This is a genomic window from Prevotella scopos JCM 17725 (assembly GCF_018127785.1).
Lineage (GTDB): Bacteria > Bacteroidota > Bacteroidia > Bacteroidales > Bacteroidaceae > Prevotella > Prevotella scopos.
In genome coordinates this window covers 1,590,824-1,607,989 of record NZ_CP072390.1, presented here as the reverse complement: position 1 = coordinate 1,607,989, position 17,166 = coordinate 1,590,824, and the positions used below count along the sequence as shown (strand labels likewise).

Here is a 17,166-nt window from a genome sequence, read left to right as displayed (position 1 = left end):
ATAAAATAAAGGCAATTAGAAGGTCTGATAAACCTTATAATTGCCTTTATAGTTGTTATGTCGTGATAAACTTGGTAGTCTGATAACTCACTACGCCTATCATATTCTATCTCTTTTAGTCAGAGTTAGAGGTGGGTATTATCCCACCTGACTACCCGGTTTCACCTCACCCATGGTTGTAGTAACGGTGAGTGAACCATCGAAGTTAACGGCAGAGAGAATCATTCCTTGGCTCTCGATGCCCATCATCTTGCGAGGAGCAAAGTTAGCAACGAAGAGAACATCCTTACCAGTGAGTTGCTCTGGCTCATAGTAGGCAGCAATACCACTAAGGATAGTGCGCTCAACACCCGAACCATCGTCGATAGTGAACTGCAAGAGTTTCTTACTCTTCTTCACCTTCTCGCACTTGATGATATGTCCAACACGGATATCAAGCTTCTCGAAGTCTTCGAAAGGAATGTCCTTCTTGATTGGTTCAGCCTTGTAGGAAGCGGCTTCGTTAGCCTTCTTAGTCTCTTCCAACTTACGCAACTGAGCCTCGATAGCCTCATCCTCAATCTTCTCGAAGAGCAACTCAGGCTCTGCCAACTGCTTACCAGCTGGGAGAAGGTCGGTAGAACCAAGTTCACTCCAGTCATACTCCGTCATGTTAATCATCTCACGAAGTTTCTTACTGCTGAACGGCAAGAATGGTTCGAAGGCAATACTGAGGTTGGCAACGAGCTGCAGTGAGATGTAGAGAATGGTCTCAACGCGCTTAGGGTCGGTCTTCCAGAGTTTCCAAGGTTCTGTCTCTGCTATGTATTTATTACCGATGCGAGCGAGGTTCATAGCCTCCTTCTGTGCCTCACGGAACTTAAAGATATCGAGGTAAGCCTCTACCTTTGCCTTAACATCCTTGAACTCTTGGATAGTCTGCCGGTCAATCTCTTCCAATTCGCCACAAGCCGGAACCACACCATTCCAATACTTCTTTGTCAACTGCAGTGCACGGTTAACGAAGTTACCATATACAGCAACGAGTTCAGAGTTGTTACGCTCCTGGAAGTCTTTCCATGTAAAGTTGTTATCTTTGGTTTCTGGTGCGTTAGCAGTCAGTACATAACGTAGTACATCCTGCTTTCCTTCAAAGTCGCGGAGATACTCGTGGAGCCATACAGCCCAGTTCTTACTTGTAGAAATCTTATCGTCTTCAAGGTTGAGGAACTCATTTGATGGTACGTTATCAGGCAAAGTATAGTCGCCATGCGCCTTCAACATAGTTGGGAAGATAAGACAGTGGAACACGATATTGTCCTTTCCAATGAAGTGAACGATACGTGTCTCTGGGTCTTGCCACCACTTCTGCCAGTTGCCGAAGTGCTCTGGATCCTTTTCGCAAAGCTCCTTTGTGTTTGAAATATAGCCGATAGGTGCATCGAACCATACGTAAAGAACCTTGCCCTCGGCTCCCTCTACTGGTACAGGAATACCCCAATCAAGGTCGCGGGTCATAGCACGTGGCTGGAGATCCATGTCTAACCAGCTCTTACACTGACCATAAACGTTTGGTCGCCACTCCTTATGATCCTCCAAAATCCACTGCTTCAGCCACTCTTGATAGTCATTCAAAGGCAGGTACCAGTTCTTAGTACGCTTGATGACAGGATGTGAACCAGAGATGGTTGAGTGAGGATTCTTCAGCTCCATAGGGCTAAGGTCACTACCACACTTCTCGCATTGGTCGCCATAAGCATTTGGATTGCCACAGTGAGGACACTCACCCATGATATAACGGTCGGCAAGGAACTGGTGAGCTTCCTCATCATAGTACTGCTCACTCTCCTTCTCGACGAGCTTACCATCATCATATAGCTTACGGAAGAAGTCTGAAGCAAACTTGTGGTGAGTCTCACTTGTTGTGCGACTGTAGATGTCGAAGGAGATACCAAACTCTTCAAAAGAGTCCTTTATCAACTTATGATAACGGTCACATACGTCCTGTGGGGTGATACCTTCCTTCTTAGCACGGATGGTGATAGGCACACCATGCTCGTCACTACCACCAATGAAAGCAACTTCACGCTTCTTCAATCGGAGATAACGAACGTAGATATCGGCAGGAACATATACACCAGCAAGGTGTCCTATATGTACACCTCCATTCGCATAAGGCAATGCTGCGGTAACAGTGGTGCGCTTAAATTTCTTTTCTTCCATATCTGTTTGATTATTTATTATCTACTGCAAAGTTACAGTAAATAAGAGAAACGACAAAAGAAATATAGATAAAAGCCTTAAGAGGGTTATGCAGTTATCATGATTTTGTTTACCTTTGCATCCGTTTTAAGATATAATAAGAATGACACGGGATAACAATTATAGTATTTCTGCACGCCATAAACTAAGTTTAATGGGCGTTATTGTAACCTTAGGTATTGTTTTCGGAGATATAGGTACATCTCCTTTGTATGTGATGAAGGCTATTGTTAGGGCTGGAAACCCTGTTAATGCTGAATATATCATCGGTGCAGTGTCGTGTATTATATGGACATTAACCCTTCAAACGACTGTTAAATATGTCTTAATAGCCCTCCGTGCGGATAATAAAGGAGAGGGTGGAATACTCGCTTTGTATGCTTTAATACGTCGACATAGTCGTAAATGGTTTTACTTCTTAGCGATTATTGGTGCCAGTACGCTGATAGCTGATGGTGTAATAACGCCTTCTATTACGGTTCTCTCTGCTATAGAGGGATTGAAGGTCTATGAACCAGAGACCCCAGTTGTACCTATTGCCCTTTGTATTGTTACTGTTTTGTTCTTCATTCAGCAATTCGGAACGAATATGATTGGCAAGTTGTTTGGTCCATTAATGCTCTTATGGTTTTCAATGTTGGGAGTGTTAGGAGCTATGCATATCGGTGATTATATTCCTATTCTGCAAGCTTTTAATCCCTTACATGCCATCCGCTTGCTGACGAGTAACCCAGAGTGGTTCTTAATCTTGGGTGCAGTGTTCCTCTGTACGACAGGTGCTGAGGCCTTATATTCCGACTTAGGGCATTGTGGTATTAATAACATCCGCACGAGTTGGGCCTTTGTCAAGGTCATGTTAATCCTCAACTATCTTGGTCAAGGGGCTTGGATAATTGTACATGTCAATAATCTTACCTCTGACTTGAACCCTTTTTATGCCATTATGCCCCACGGTATGCTCTTTTTCGGTATTGTCATGGCAACGATAGCAGCCATCATTGCGAGTCAAGCATTGATTAGTGGGTCGTTTACTATCTTCAGTGAAGCAATGAACTTGAAGTTTTGGCCACGTCAGAAGATTAAGTATCCGACCGATGTTAAGGGACAACTTTATATCCCATTTGTCAATATGTCGCTCTTCGTCTTATGTGTGATTGTGATACTTTTCTTCAAGAGTTCGGAACGAATGGAGGCTGCTTACGGCTTGTCAATCACGATAACCATGCTCATGACTACCTTCCTCTTGAGTGCTTATCTTACTATTCGTCGAGTAAATCGTTGGCTAACACTCCTGTTCCTTATTGTCTTTGTCGGTTTGGAGAGTATCTTCTTCGTCGCAAACATGGCAAAGTTTATGAATGGAGGTTGGGTAACCATGCTTCTTGCCAGTGTGATGATAGCAATCATGTATGTGTGGTATAATGCCACAACCATTCGTAATTCGCAGATACAGATACGTGATGTTCGTGAATCGTTCAGTATTATTTCCGATATTAAGAACGATGATTCAATCCCTAAGTATGCGACAAATATTGTCTATCTCACCAAACTTGGGGGTAAATACGACATTGAACAGAAGATTCTCTATTCAATCATTAACAAGCATCCAATGCGTGCTGACCATTATTTCTTGCTACATATAGACTATCAAGACAGTCCATCAACGCTGGAATATGACGTTACCACGCTTGTTCCCGATACTCTTTATCGTATCAATCTACGGTTAGGATTCCGCATCCACCCACTTGTCAATCGTTATTTTAGGCAGATAATCGAGGATATGGTAGCTAAGAATGAGTTCTCTCTTGCGTCATCTTATCCGTCATTGGCTAAGCATAATGTGATGGGAAACTTCGTATTTGTGCTTATTAATAGGATTTATTCAACCTTCGCTTCTTTCTCTTTTAAGGAGCGACTTATCATGGATGCCTATGAATGGATTGACCATTTGAAATTGAGTATGACACGTTCTTTAGGTCTGAATACGAGTAATGTCTTGATAGAGAACGTACCACTCACATTAAAGTCACATGCTAAAAAGGTAGGAAATAGTATTCCAAGGGTTGAAAGAATAGAAGAAGAGGAAGATTAGAAGGCTTCGGTACTTATAAAGGAGTATCGAAACTCATTCGCTTCTGAGTGATAGGATGAGTGAATTCAAGGTGTTCTGCGTGTAGCCAAAGGCGTTCTGCTCGCTGCCCATAGAGGTTGTCGCCAATAATAGGGGAGCCCAATCCATCTGGATGAGCACAATGAATGCGCAGTTGGTGGGTACGACCTGTCAGCGGATAGAGCTCAATCTTCACAGCTTCCAATGCTTCTTTGCCGTATGTAGTCTTACCGATAAAGCGATACTCGGTGGTTGCAGGCTTCCCATTAGTTCTATCAACACGCTGCCGAGGACGGTCGTCTGGGTCGGGAGAGAGTGGAAGTTCTATCCGTCCCTCTGCTGGTAACTGCTTTTCGAGGACAGAGAGAGGAAGCAGAGCAACATACTTCTTCTTTACAGAACGCCCAATAAACTGCGCCTGTAAAGCCTTATAAACCTCCGTATTGCGGGCAACAACGAGTAAGCCACTTGTATCCATGTCTAATCGATGCACCATGAATACATCGCTCTTCCCCTTCCATCGCTCCTTTAGAATACTATAAACTGATGGCTGACAGCCTTTCCCTGGGACCGAAAGTAAGCCTGATGGCTTGACAACGACAGCAAGATAATCATCTTCATAGCGTATTTTTAGTCTTTCAGAAAGTGCTAATTCGGTTTCATAATCTGTCCTATTGCAATCCTTATAGTCAACGTCTATCCCGTCTAACATCCACTCCAAGATGGGTTTACACTTTCCATTACAAGCAGGATAGTAGTTTCCATGCTGTCTAATCTCAGTCTTTGGCGGTGGTCCCCACCAAAACATTGCCATGCTAATAGGCTTATAACCATGAAGAAAGGCATATTGTAAGAGTTTTGGTTCACAGCATTCACCTGCGCCAGAAGGCGGAAGTAGCGAAGCTGCAAGATTCTCCTTGGTAGTGCGTTCAGCAGTATTTACACTTGTTATATGGGCAGCCTTCGTACGTGCAGGACTGTTCTTCAAATAGTAATCACGGAAGATATCGAGTAAGTTCTTACGCTCTCTGCGTGCATTGAGCAATGAGAACTGAGAGAAAAGCCAATGTTGCAGATGGTCAGACTTCATTTTCCGCTCTCGTTTCCATGCTGTTATTTGTTTCTGATAGCCGTTTACGATGGTCTGTGCAGCGGTAATCTGCTCTGCATAAGCCTTTTTCTTACGTTGCAATTCGGCTTTAAGAAACTGGCTCTGACGTGTCATCTCGTTTCGTTCTGCCTCTGAAATAAAAGCCTCTTTACGTCGTTTGTCACGTAAGAACTTAGCTCCTTGCATCACTTTCCGTGCTTCCTCGATATCCTTTTCTGCTTTCTGCTGAATCATTTTTAGGCTATTCGATGCCTGTTGGTAGGCTGTTGAGGCTTTTAGTTGGGTTATCTGTTGATTCAATTGGGTAATCTCAGCCTCGTGAATCTTGAAGTAACCATCGGACTGAAGATAATCGAAAACAGCTGGTACAAAGTCTTCTCCCTCGTCTGCTATCTGCCCTGAATAGGCTTGCAAGTAACCAATCTCCCCATTTCGCTCAACAATCAGAACGCCATACATCTTTCCTTCGATAGGTGTTATAGGGAGATTTGCCTGCAACTGCTTGACTGCTGCACGGCAAAGGGCGTCCGGTTCGTAATCGAAAGGATTATTAAACCGCACGGGTAGGGAGTGCTCTGATACGACAGGGTGAAACTTCATAGTGCAAAGATAAGGAATAGTTGACGAGTTGACAAGTTTACGGGTAAACAAGTTATTTGTTTTGGAGTTTACGAATAGACAAGTTTACAAGTGAACAAGTTACTTGCTTTTGAGAAATATGAAGATTGTTGGAGAAATGAGAAGTAACAATAAAAAGAAAAAAATACGCTTTTCTCTTAGAAAAATACTACTTTTGTCGTTATGAAAAAATACTTATTTGTATTTCTGCTACTGATATGCTGTGGTCTATCTTTGATGGCACAGCAACAAAGTCAAGGTGAAGTGACCCGCCCAAAGGTGGGACTTGTGCTTGGTGGTGGTGGTGCGAAAGGTGCTGCAGCCATAGGAATACTAAAGGAGTTGGAGCGAGAAAAGATTCCTATTGACTATATTGCTGGAACAAGTATAGGAGCGATTATTGGCGGATTATACGCGCAAGGCTATCGTGCAGATGACCTCGAAAAACTCTTCCGTTCGCAGAATTGGTTAGCACTCTTGGCTGATAGAGATACCACATTGGTTGGAAAAGTCTATAAAGAAGAAAATGGAATAATCTATGTTTTCGGCTTTCCTGTGCGTAGAAAGGCTGATGCTAATAATAAGGTGGGGTTTGGAATGTTGCATGGCGACCATGTCTATAATTTCCTTGACTCACTCGTCAGTCGTTCTCCCGTACAACGTCGTGTCGTCAAACAAGCTATTCCCTTCTCATGTGTAGCCTTTGACATCCGTCGTCAACAAGAAATAGTCCTCGATACTGGTTCCATGGCGCGTAATATGCGTGCCAGTATGGCTATTCCCGGTGCATTCAAACCAGTGCAGATAGACACGCTGATGCTGGTGGATGGCGGTATGGGAAATAATCTTCCTGTGGATGTTGTACGAAAGATGGGAGCAGACATTGTTATTGCCGTCGATCTACAGCAGCGCAAACACGATGATTATCATTCACCTTTTAGCTTTCTGAAAGGTCTGGGTGGTATTCTAGATTGGTTGGCAGAACGTCCTGATATAAAGAAATATAACGTCAATCGCACAAAAGCCGACCTCTATATTAATCCCGATTTAGGTACTTATGGTGTCACCGACTTCAATGTAAAGGCGATAAGGGATATCCTTAAAATAGGTGAGGATACTGGTATAAAGTATCGAAAGCAGTTGGAAACATTCATGAAAGACCATCAACGATGAATTACTTTCATGAAAATAAATATTTTTCTTCACGTAAATAAATATTTCTTTTCACGTAAATAAATCTTTTTGTTCATGAAAAGAACTTGCGAAATGCTGTTTTAAGGTTTTCAAAACGGCATTGTTAGACTCGAAAAATCGTATTTCTTTAAGGCTTAAAGTTATTCTTTCTTAGTCCCACAGCTGTCTTGTATGCGCTCATAAAACTGTCCGAGGATTATGAGCATATCATCGGGTAAGTAGCTGATAGCCTTTTCTATCATCCATTCTGGTATCTGATAATAAGCTTCAGCAACAGCCCCAGCAATACAAGCCTTCGTGTCAGTATCGCCATCACATAGCACAGCGAGGCGGATGGTCTCCTCAAAGCTATTGGCATCAATGAAACAACGTAATGCCATTGGTACGGTTTCTTGGCAGGTACCATCAAAGTGTCCCTCAGAACCAATCTTTTTTATGTCTCGCATGGAGGGAAGTTCATAACCGAAAAACTTCTCTACTTTTCGTTCGACATCGGATTTTGAAAAGCGCATTAGGCGTAGCCAGCAGATGGCTTCAGCAATACATTGTGCACCTTTGACGCCTTCAGGATGGTTATGCGTTACAATGGCACTCTTCTCAGCTTCCTCAATCACTTCTTCCCACTCGTCAAAAAGCCATCCAATAGGACTAACCCGCATTGCAGAGCCATTGCCACATGAATCCGTAGGCTGTGGGTCGTCAGCGTTAAACCATTGATAAAATCGTCTTCCATATCCACCTATTGGGTCAGGATAGCGACGACACCAATCAAGCAAACTCTCCTTGTAATCACGCTCATTCAATACAGCATCAGCAATGGCAATGGTACAAATTGTATCATCGGTATAAGAACAATCGGGTGTGAAAAGTTCAAAACTCTTCTGTGGAACTGGTCCAAATTCAAAGCGTGAGCCTACAATATCTCCTATAATAGCACCAATCATAATGTTTCTTCTTTAATCTCTCCGTAGCTTGAGAGAGGAATAAAATACTATGGGGGTATATGTTTTCTCTTTATTGTTAGTAGTAAGTCTATACGACAATGATAATCAAAGTTTTACCCATTAAATAGAGAGGGATAATAGTTGCTGTTTAGTACTCCGACCGGGAATCGAACCCGGATCAAAGGTTTAGGAAACCTACGTTCTATCCATTGAACTATCAGAGCGAATTTTTCGCATATTGCTTTGCTCCCGTAGAACAGATGTGCAATAGCTATTGTCTGCAAAGATAGGAAAAAAAAGTTATATACGTTGTGAAACGACAGATTTTTTACCTTTACTTTACCAGATGACTATATAATAACATAAGGCTTTTGTACCCTCACCTAACTCTATTACAAAAAAGAAAAAGCCCATCAAATTTCTTGATATTGAAATATTGATGGGCAGTTATAAACGTTTTCTTTATTTTTGTAGGAATTGTTTGAATGAATTAGTTTACAAACTTCACGGTAGATTTTTTACCATTTCCAAAGTATGCTGTAGCCATGAAAAGCCCATGACCGAGTGAGATTGTTGTCGCAACATCTGCTGTAAGGCTTAATCGAGTTACAACACTACCGTTTATATCGGTAATACCTACAGGACAAGCAACTGAACTTTTTATTGAAAGATTATTAGAAACATGACTTATCACCAATGATGGTGTATTTGTTGTGGTTTTACTAACACCATCAGACTCACCATTATTATCAGGTTGTACATTGAGTGGGTAGAAACAAGGTTTACCATCGATATAAGATCTACCTACCATACCATAAATAATGAAATACTTTGTTCCAGCTTCGAGGAATTGAGAGACTTGGAAGTTATCTGGATAAATATTTTGTAGTATGAACTGGTTGCCTTTTAAGTCTTCTATCTCTATTCTGCCATTAGGCGAATGGTCTATTTGGTTGAACGGCTTAACAAGTTTTACGCCTGTAAGTGCCAATGGATAAGCCATGTAACTTTCAGGGTTGCTGGTAATAATACTAAGATTATCACATTCATAGTTTCGGAAATGGAATTTTGTATTAGCTACATCTTCAATCTCTGGTTTACTATCTAATCGGAACACAAGATTATTGTCAATCTTAAGGAGTTGTCCACGCATTTTCTTTACAATCTGATCATTAGGTGATAAGGTAGGAGAAAAATCAATATAGTTAGGATCATCTACTAAGATTCCAGCCTTACCATCAAAGAGCCACTTTTGTGCTCGTGTTTTCTTAATCCAGTTTACAAAAATACTATCGTTATCATTTGGTACTAAGTCGTAGAACTTACCAATTTCTCCATGTCGTAATGCAGAAATACCTTTCTTGGTCCCGCTCACTGGTCGCACGTAGAAATCAAAGTTGGTCTGCAATGCTCCGCTCCAAGGCTGATCGTCGGAAGTACGCATAAACTTTATGGCGAAGTGATGTTTCCCTTCCGTTAGATTTTTCGCCTTAAACTGGATGCCCTCGGGCATGGTGTAATAATTAATAGGTTCGTTTTCGTCAATACATGTTTGTATATAAGTATCGGCGTACGGACTGTCTTTCTCACCAAAGAAGAATGTAGAGCCACTCATTAATGGGGTAAACGTTATATTATCTTGAGAGGTTTCAATCCCATCAAAGAAACGTCCTGGCTGTATATACCAAGGTGCTTCTATATTTTCTCCTTGTGTGACAAAAATATTATCTATTAGAATACGCCAATTACTTCCATATCCTAATTTATCTGTAAAACGTATTCTAAATCTAAAAGGTTCTCCATAGTAAGGTGAATCAAAAGATAACATTGGAGTGACGTCAGTGTCATCGAAAATGAGTGGTTTTGAAAGCCAATCTTTTCCATCATTATTTGTTACTTCGACAAACCAAGCCTCACTACTTTTGCTAATGGTTCTGTCCATCCCTGAATGACCAAAACAAAAAGCGACAGAAGCTCCACGAATGGTGTCAAGAAGTTCAAGATACGATGGCTTGTTGTTATGCGTACCCGCAAGTATTTCTGCAGCACGCTTCCCTTGTGGGATACCATTGATTGCAGAATCAGTAATTCTGGCATTATGGAATCTCCAACGTTTTCCATTAATTGTGATAACTTGGTCACCAAAATCTGTTGTTCCCGTGTTCTCAAAATCACAAGTATAAGCTGGTCTTGGAGCAATAGTACCAGTGTCTTGTGAATAGATTGCTTGTACATTCACAGAAAGTACGGCAATGGCAAGTAGAATATTTTTTCTCATAATGTAATTATTTCTATCTCTATTCCTTTAAGAAGCAGAGGAATGAGATAATTAGTATGTAAATTGGTTATAGATTTCTTTGTTCTTCTCTTTATTTTTTCATGGGTGAAAACTTCGGTATTAGTTTAAAATTTAAGTGTTGCCATGGTATTAAAGGTTGACAACGTTCGGCTTTTAAGCTTCTTCAGCTATTTTATGTTCCATAACGTAACTATTTAGTTATAAGGATGTATAGGTGTCTCATATACTTCTCCCATAGAACTTAGTCATTGTTGTCTTACAATATAGTAATAATGACAATGCCCTCTTGTTGTCTTCTTTTATTAAAGTGCCTGTGCCCAGCACGCATGGTACTATATTGGTAATAAACATGCATACTGAGGCTCAGCACAATGTATGATTACGTGGAGATGGAATCTACTTATGGTCAGAAAAGAGCTCTGTTACTCAAAACAAAATTCTTTTGGTTAATAGACTCTATCTCCAAGTTTAACACTAATGATAGTTCCGATATAACATATCCCATGTTTTCATGTAGAAAGTCATTTCTAATTTTGCTCTGTATAGAGCGAAGGGGGGAACCATTATCCTCATTAATTCCAACAATAGCTTTTTTAAAGCTGGGTGTTTTAACCAACTATTATGCTCCGTGGAAGAGATATTCTTGCTGGATGTCTTGCGTCATCAGCGTAAAGAGTTTCTCTTGGAGACGGTCGGCAAGGTCGAGTGCACTGTTAAGAATCTTGTCAGAGAAAGCCTGCAACATATCCTTTGCATGAAGAGGTTGTGTTTTATAGATGCGAAGGTATTCCTCTTCCATCTCACGTTGACGCTGGTCGGTCTCAGCTTCAAACTTTGCATACGCCTCCTTGATGATAGGAGCATATTTGTTATAGTTAGTCATACCCAATACCATCACCTTACGGAACTTCCAGTAAGCAGAGTCAGCACTTGACTCATCATTACCCTTTGTGTAAGCCTCTGGATAGGACGTGATGCCCTGATAGAGTGGTAGGAACACACCGAGGTCAGCCATACCCATAGCAACATAATTCACACAACCTATAGCTTGTGGCAGTTCAGGGCGTACCTGTATGAGGTGGGTCTGAGTGGTACGGAAGATAGAAACTGGGCGGTAAGGTTCCTTAGGATTGCTATTTAGGTAAGGGTCGTGCTCTGTATTGTCGTAGTGGAAGCGGAAGGCCGTGCGGAGTTCGGTCAGTGTGACCTTATGAGCAGCCTTAGCAAAGACAGGGAAGGTGTTCTTTGTTACGTCATTCTTGATTTCTGGAGAGAATAACTGCTGCAAGCCCCATACACGTGGGTAGTTATAGGTGGTGTCGAGTTCGATATCACGTGCGTAAGTCTCATGGAAGTCGAAGGCACCATGTGCTGGGTTGTAGAGTCCGTGCTTCTCTGCAAACTCAATTAAGTCGGCTGATGCGAGGTAATTCTCCTTGTCGTTAGGATCGTAAGTGCGGAAACGACTTTGGTTACCAGTTACGAAATACTTATCCTTTGGCATACGGCAAGCCAACCAACGATGACCGCAAGCTGTCTCCAAGTACCATATTTCCTTGCTATCTACGAAGCCAATACCGAAACCTTCAGCGATACCATATTTCTCGATGAGCATACCCAAACGCTCAACACCTTCACGTGCGGTGTGGACGTAAGGTAGGGTAATGTTGAAGACAGAGTTCTCTGCCACACCATTCTCTACCAATGGGTCGTGTTTCAATACCTCGTCATTGCTAAAGATACTCTCCGTGGCACTCATGCCGACACCTGCTGTGTTGAAACCAGCACTGCCCCAATGGCCGTGAAGATTATACGGAGAAAGGGCAGAATAGCCCAAAGCCTTCTCTGGAAGTTCGCAACGGAAAGGGCTATCCTTTGCAACGAACTCACGTGGACCATTGTCTGTAGCCTCAAAAATCTCGTAGTTCTTTGCTTCCATAGCGTCCCAGTCCTCTGAACGCGCTACTATCATTGATCCATCGGCAGTCTGATCTTGACCAACGATGATGGTTGTACACTCTGAAGGAAGTTTGTGTTCTGTTTGCATTTTGTTTGTTTTCATAAGCTTTAAAGTCTTGTTTTTGCTGTTAATTATTGATGACAAAAATAGCAAATATTTGCGATAGTAGGGTTAGAATTAAAGAAAAAAAAATATAAAATGGTGTCGATAAAGTTGCAAAATACCCATATATAATTATTGCTACATAGTCTTTTATACAGTTTAAGGTTGGAATATAAAGGGAAAAGTGTTATTTTTGCAGAGTGTGGTATATAATAATAGTGTTTACTGATAGGCAATAAAAACGTGATTATGAAGAAAGTTAAGTTCCTTTTCTTTTTGTTGAGTCTTTGCATGATACTTCTATCTTGTACTGATAAGAAACCTGTTAGTCAGGTGCAGGAGTCGTCTGTACAGCAGGAAGATAGTTTGTTTGTAAAGAAGGTTGATAGTGTTAAGGTTGTGAAGAAGAAGCCTCTCACGTATAAGATTCTTGTTCCTTTTAATTATCGTTTATGTAATCCAGATACGATAATCAACCGAAATTGGGTTGAACTCTATAAAGATGGGAAGGATTATTATGTTGGTAAAGCTCGGTATAGTATTGAGATGCGAGAGGATGCGTGCTCAAGTACCATTCCAACATATCTATCAGAAAAACGAAACACGATATTGTTTGTCAATCAGTTGCCAATAAAGAAGGGGAAAGTTAAGATTGCTGATGTTGCATTTTCAGATAGTACTTATCTGGAACCAGGCTCTGTAAGGAATTTTACTTTTGCTGGGAAGCATTACAAGTTAGAGGCAAAGGCGCAGGGAGAAAGTCAATTAAAGAACTATACATTATTGCTGAATGGCGAACGAGTCGTTAGAGAGGCAAGGGTCGATGGTGCAAGTTTTGCACTTCTGTTTGCTGGTGACTTGGATGGAGATGGGAAGTTAGACCTCGTTCTTTCCTTACCTACAGATTATGAGGAGCTCCGTGTTGCCTTGTTCTTATCATCTTGTGCGCCCCCTGGTTTGCAAATGGGTAAAGCCGCAGAGATAGAGGATGACTTCAGTTGTTAAGCCCTTTCTGTTTTTTATTCGTTGTAGAATGGATATTAGATAAAAAGTGCTATATTTGTAACGTGTTTGAAACAGAGATAAAAAGATATGATGAGTTGGTAGCAGAGTATCAAGAAAAGATAGTGCTGCCAATGGGAAAGAAGGCGTTTAGAGAGTATTCTGAAATCCTTTTTTCCTGCCATAGCTGTGGTATAGAAGGGTCTTCTTTCTCAGTGGATGATACACGTTGTCTGTTTGAAGAGCAGTTAGGTTATCATCCAGTTGGTAAGTCATTGCTGGAGTGTCAGGAGATGGCAGACCACTTTGCAGCATACGAATGGATGCATAATCATTTAGATCACCCTTTTGATGTCGAACTAATGAAGACTATCAATAGGTTGGTAACACTTCGTACACTTCCTTATAAGCAGGCAGATGCTGTACCTGGGGAGTTTACAATGGTGGATATGGCAGCTGGTGATACGGTTTTTGGCGAACATGAAGGATTGGTAGCACAGGTGCCACGACTGATGTCTTCAACAGCAGGGATGATGAAGCGTGGAGAACTTCACCCTATGGTGCTTTCTGCTCGGTTCCATGGTTTCTTCGAATACTTACACCCTTTCCGTGATGGGAATGGGAGAACAGGCAGGCTGTTGTCCAACTTCATCTTGCTACGTCATGGTTATCCTGAATTGATTATCCAGAAAGAAGATCGCCAAGAGTATATTGCTGCTTTGCGAACCATACGAACGGAAGGGACGGATGAACACCTAATTGCGTTCTTCTTTAAGGCAGCTACAAAGCAAATGGAAAATGCTTTGGCGCAGAAAAAGCAGAATAGTCGTACAATGTTCTTCTTTTAGTGATCTACTTTCTTTTATACTTAGTGTGCAAAGTGTGCTTTTATTTATAAATAATACCGTTTTAATTATTTACAAGCAACTTGTTTACTCGTCTACTCGTTAACTTGTCAACTATAAAAAGATATGCTTCAGGAAAGTCCAATACAACTCTTACAACGTCAGCGTTTACTGCTTCAAATGGAGTATTATGCCGAGAAAGAAGCCTTTAGAAAGCAGACTGAGGCTGCTGGTATGCAGCGGAAAGTGAAGCGAGGTGACGCTTGGTTCCCATTAAGAGTGGGAAAACGGTTTTATAATGGACTCAACCAACTGTGTGTTGAGGTGTTTCGTACACAGGATGGGGATATCGAACATAACTTTGAAAGTGGTCGTCCGCTCCTTTTCTTTAAGTTTGTTGAGACGGAGAAGGGGACTCCTAATAAGTCTGCTCAGCTGAAATACTATGGTTTTACAGGTATGGTATCTTATGTAGAGTGCGACAGAATGGTTGTTGCTGTCCCTGACTCAGCTCCGTTGTTAGACCTTCAATCAGCTTCCGAGCAGATTGGATGTCAATTAGGTTTTGATGAAACGAGCTATCAAATGATGTTTGATGCGTTAGACCATACCATGAAAGCAAAGGGAAATAGATTGGCTCATCTTCGTGACTTGTTTTATTCACGACAAAAGGTAGAGAAGTTCTCCTTTGCTCCTATTCGATTACCTTGGCTGAATCCAACACAAGAAAAGGCTGTCAACGAGGTGTTATGGGCAAAGGATGTGGCGGTAGTTCATGGTCCACCGGGAACAGGTAAGACGACAACATTGGTCGAAGCGATCAACGAAACACTGATGCGAGAGAGTCAGGTGATGGTTTGTGCGCAGAGTAATATGGCTGTTGACTGGATTTGTGAGAAGCTTGTCGACCGTGGTATTAATGTTCTTCGCATTGGCAATCCTACCCGAGTGAATGATAAGATGTTAGGTTTCACATACGAACGAAAGTTTGAAGCGCATCCTGATTATCCTCAATTATGGTCGATTCGGAAGGCTATTCGTGAATTGAGAAACAATAGAAAGAAAGGTTCTGAAAGCTATCATCAGAAGATGGATAGACTGAAGAGCCGTGCTACTGAGCTTGAAATACGTATTAATGCAGAACTGTTTGGAGAGGCACGTGTCGTTGCTTCCACCCTCGTTGGTGCAAACAGTAGGATAATGGAAGGTCAGAAGTTTACGACTTTATTCATCGATGAGGCTGCACAAGCCCTTGAAGCAGCTTGCTGGATAGCCATTCGTAGAGCGTCAAGAGTCATCTTTGCGGGTGATCATTGTCAACTTCCACCGACTGTAAAAAGCATTGCTGCCCTGCGTGGAGGCTTAGGTAAGACCTTGATGGAACGAATTGTAGAGAACAAACCAGAGGTAGTTACACTCCTGAAGGTGCAGTATCGAATGAACGAAGAGATTATGCGCTTCTCATCCGATTGGTTCTATGGTGGACAGGTAGAAACTGCTCCGCAGATAAAATATCGTGGCATCCTTGATTATGACAATCCGATGGTATGGGTTGATACGTCCGATGAAGCTGTCGTTGCATCGTATGATTTAACGGAAAGTGAGGCTAATTCAGGTCCTTCTCAGTCAAATAACGAAAAGGAAAACGCCTTCCATGAGCAGTTTGTTGGTTCTTCTTTTGGACGTATTAATAAAGGAGAAGCAGAGCTAACACTCAAGACTTTAAAAGATTACTTCACAAAGATAGGAAAGCAACGTGTGTTAGATGAGCGAATAGATGTGGGCGTTATCTCCCCTTATCGTGCTCAAGTGCAGTATCTTCGCAGTCTGATTAAGAAGCGGGAGTTCTTTAAGCCCTATCGAAGTCTTATCAGTGTGAACACCGTTGACGGCTTCCAAGGACAGGAACGTGACGTGATTCTCATTTCTCTTGTGCGTTCCAACGATGATGGTCAGATAGGTTTCTTGCGTGATTTACGCCGTATGAACGTTGCTATAACACGTGCCAGAATGAAGCTAATCATCCTTGGTAATGCCCAAACAATGACCCAACACAAATTCTATAAGAAGCTGTGGGAAAGTCTTCCGCAGTCCTAACAGTTATTAGGTTTGTTAGCCCAATTGGTCTTATTTGGCTAATTGGGCTAATTCTTTATAACCCCAATCCTAAAATATTTTTTATTTAATTACACACTGAAAAGTGGATTTATATCAATTTTTTATTTACTTTTGTGTCATAAAAGGAAATCTACTATGTTACAACGAGATTATTTTATTCGTTTGATAGAGGAATTCAATGCTGCTATTTCGCACTTTCTAACAAAGAAAGACGATGACTTGAAGCGAGATAAGGACTTGAAAGACCTTTACAGACAGTATGTTGGAGAGTATGACGTCTTACGTAATCTCTCTGTAGACGAGTTGTTGAAATACGCTAAGGAGCAGTGGGATGAGACTGAGCGAATAGATAAAATCAATATGGTTGCAGAGTTGCTACATGCTGAAGCAAACTGTAAAGGGCAACCTTTGCGCCAAATGCTGTTGGAAAAGGCATACGTTTTATTCGACTATGTTGAGGCGAATGGCTCTACATTCTCTATCGACCGTCGTCAAAAGATGGAGGCTATGCGACAAGAGTTAGGTAACGCACTCTCGCAGACAAATTAATGTCAGAGAGTGAAAAAATAAAGTAAAAGCTTTTATTAGGTCATAATATCAGGCTAAACCTAAACCAAATCAT

General features: G+C 41.5%; 11 protein-coding genes and 1 tRNA gene. 6 read left to right on the top strand and 6 right to left on the bottom strand.

Annotation, left to right across the window (positions count from 1 at the left end; genetic code table 11):
* Positions 1–138: 138 nt before the first annotated feature.
* Positions 139–2,202 carry a methionine--tRNA ligase gene (gene metG / locus J4856_RS12040; protein WP_025837699.1) on the bottom strand — a complete coding sequence of 688 codons (2,064 nt, stop codon included), beginning with the start codon at positions 2,200–2,202 and terminating at the stop codon, positions 139–141.
* Positions 2,203–2,344: 142 nt separating this feature from the next.
* Between metG and J4856_RS12035 the strand changes: the two genes are divergently transcribed.
* Positions 2,345–4,333: a KUP/HAK/KT family potassium transporter gene (locus J4856_RS12035; protein ID WP_065367678.1), complete on the top strand. Its 1,989-nt coding sequence runs from the start codon at positions 2,345–2,347 to the stop codon at positions 4,331–4,333.
* A 13-nt stretch (positions 4,334–4,346) separates the two neighbouring features.
* Here the strand turns inward: J4856_RS12035 and J4856_RS12030 are convergent, their stop codons facing one another.
* The gene (locus tag J4856_RS12030) at positions 4,347–6,062 is read right to left on the bottom strand and encodes an RluA family pseudouridine synthase (protein ID WP_025837700.1); all 1,716 of its coding nucleotides are present in this window, start codon (positions 6,060–6,062) and stop codon (positions 4,347–4,349) included.
* A 201-nt stretch (positions 6,063–6,263) separates the two neighbouring features.
* Between J4856_RS12030 and J4856_RS12025 the strand changes: the two genes are divergently transcribed.
* Positions 6,264–7,253 (top strand): patatin-like phospholipase family protein, encoded by a 990-nt coding sequence (locus J4856_RS12025; RefSeq protein WP_025837701.1) that lies wholly within the window; start codon positions 6,264–6,266, stop codon positions 7,251–7,253.
* A gap of 161 nt (positions 7,254–7,414) precedes the next feature.
* Here the strand turns inward: J4856_RS12025 and J4856_RS12020 are convergent, their stop codons facing one another.
* The 4 genes from J4856_RS12020 to J4856_RS12005 all read right to left on the bottom strand — a co-directional run bounded on the left by J4856_RS12020 (position 7,415) and on the right by J4856_RS12005 (position 12,564).
* Positions 7,415–8,218: an ADP-ribosylglycohydrolase family protein gene (locus J4856_RS12020; protein ID WP_025837703.1), complete on the bottom strand. Its 804-nt coding sequence runs from the start codon at positions 8,216–8,218 to the stop codon at positions 7,415–7,417.
* A gap of 152 nt (positions 8,219–8,370) precedes the next feature.
* A tRNA-Arg gene (locus tag J4856_RS12015) sits at positions 8,371–8,442 on the bottom strand.
* Between the two features lie 266 nt (positions 8,443–8,708).
* A complete protein-coding gene (locus J4856_RS12010) occupies positions 8,709–10,496 on the bottom strand; it encodes a hypothetical protein (protein WP_065367679.1) in 1,788 nt (595 codons plus the stop codon).
* Between the two features lie 640 nt (positions 10,497–11,136).
* Positions 11,137–12,564 carry a C69 family dipeptidase gene (locus tag J4856_RS12005; protein ID WP_373274243.1) on the bottom strand — a complete coding sequence of 476 codons (1,428 nt, stop codon included), beginning with the start codon at positions 12,562–12,564 and terminating at the stop codon, positions 11,137–11,139.
* A 264-nt stretch (positions 12,565–12,828) separates the two neighbouring features.
* Between J4856_RS12005 and J4856_RS12000 the strand changes: the two genes are divergently transcribed.
* The 4 genes from J4856_RS12000 (at position 12,829) to J4856_RS11985 (ending at position 17,093) form a co-directional block, all read left to right on the top strand.
* Positions 12,829–13,584 carry an FG-GAP repeat protein gene (locus J4856_RS12000; RefSeq protein ID WP_025837712.1) on the top strand — a complete coding sequence of 252 codons (756 nt, stop codon included), beginning with the start codon at positions 12,829–12,831 and terminating at the stop codon, positions 13,582–13,584.
* 62 nt (positions 13,585–13,646) lie between these two features.
* Entirely contained in the window at positions 13,647–14,429 is a 783-nt protein-coding gene (locus J4856_RS11995; protein WP_025837714.1) for a Fic family protein, read from the top strand.
* A 123-nt stretch (positions 14,430–14,552) separates the two neighbouring features.
* Positions 14,553–16,523 (top strand): AAA domain-containing protein, encoded by a 1,971-nt coding sequence (locus tag J4856_RS11990; protein WP_025837715.1) that lies wholly within the window; start codon positions 14,553–14,555, stop codon positions 16,521–16,523.
* Positions 16,524–16,679: 156 nt separating this feature from the next.
* Positions 16,680–17,093: a hypothetical protein gene (locus tag J4856_RS11985; protein ID WP_025837717.1), complete on the top strand. Its 414-nt coding sequence runs from the start codon at positions 16,680–16,682 to the stop codon at positions 17,091–17,093.
* Positions 17,094–17,166: the final 73 nt, after the last annotated feature.

Bases quoted from the DNA above. Each gene is read 5' to 3' on its own strand.
- J4856_RS12000 (WP_025837712.1), top strand. From the start codon at position 12,829: ATGAAGAAAGTTAAGTTCCTTTTCTTTTTGTTGAGTCTTTGCATGATA.
- J4856_RS12030 (WP_025837700.1), bottom strand. From the start codon at position 6,062: ATGAAGTTTCACCCTGTCGTATCAGAGCACTCCCTACCCGTGCGGTTT.
- J4856_RS12010 (WP_065367679.1), bottom strand. From the start codon at position 10,496: ATGAGAAAAAATATTCTACTTGCCATTGCCGTACTTTCTGTGAATGTA.
- J4856_RS12005 (WP_373274243.1), bottom strand. From the start codon at position 12,564: ATGCAAACAGAACACAAACTTCCTTCAGAGTGTACAACCATCATCGTT.
- metG (WP_025837699.1), bottom strand. From the start codon at position 2,202: ATGGAAGAAAAGAAATTTAAGCGCACCACTGTTACCGCAGCATTGCCT.
- J4856_RS11985 (WP_025837717.1), top strand. From the start codon at position 16,680: ATGTTACAACGAGATTATTTTATTCGTTTGATAGAGGAATTCAATGCT.
- J4856_RS12020 (WP_025837703.1), bottom strand. From the start codon at position 8,218: ATGATTGGTGCTATTATAGGAGATATTGTAGGCTCACGCTTTGAATTT.
- J4856_RS12035 (WP_065367678.1), top strand. From the start codon at position 2,345: ATGACACGGGATAACAATTATAGTATTTCTGCACGCCATAAACTAAGT.
- J4856_RS12025 (WP_025837701.1), top strand. From the start codon at position 6,264: ATGAAAAAATACTTATTTGTATTTCTGCTACTGATATGCTGTGGTCTA.
- J4856_RS11990 (WP_025837715.1), top strand. From the start codon at position 14,553: ATGCTTCAGGAAAGTCCAATACAACTCTTACAACGTCAGCGTTTACTG.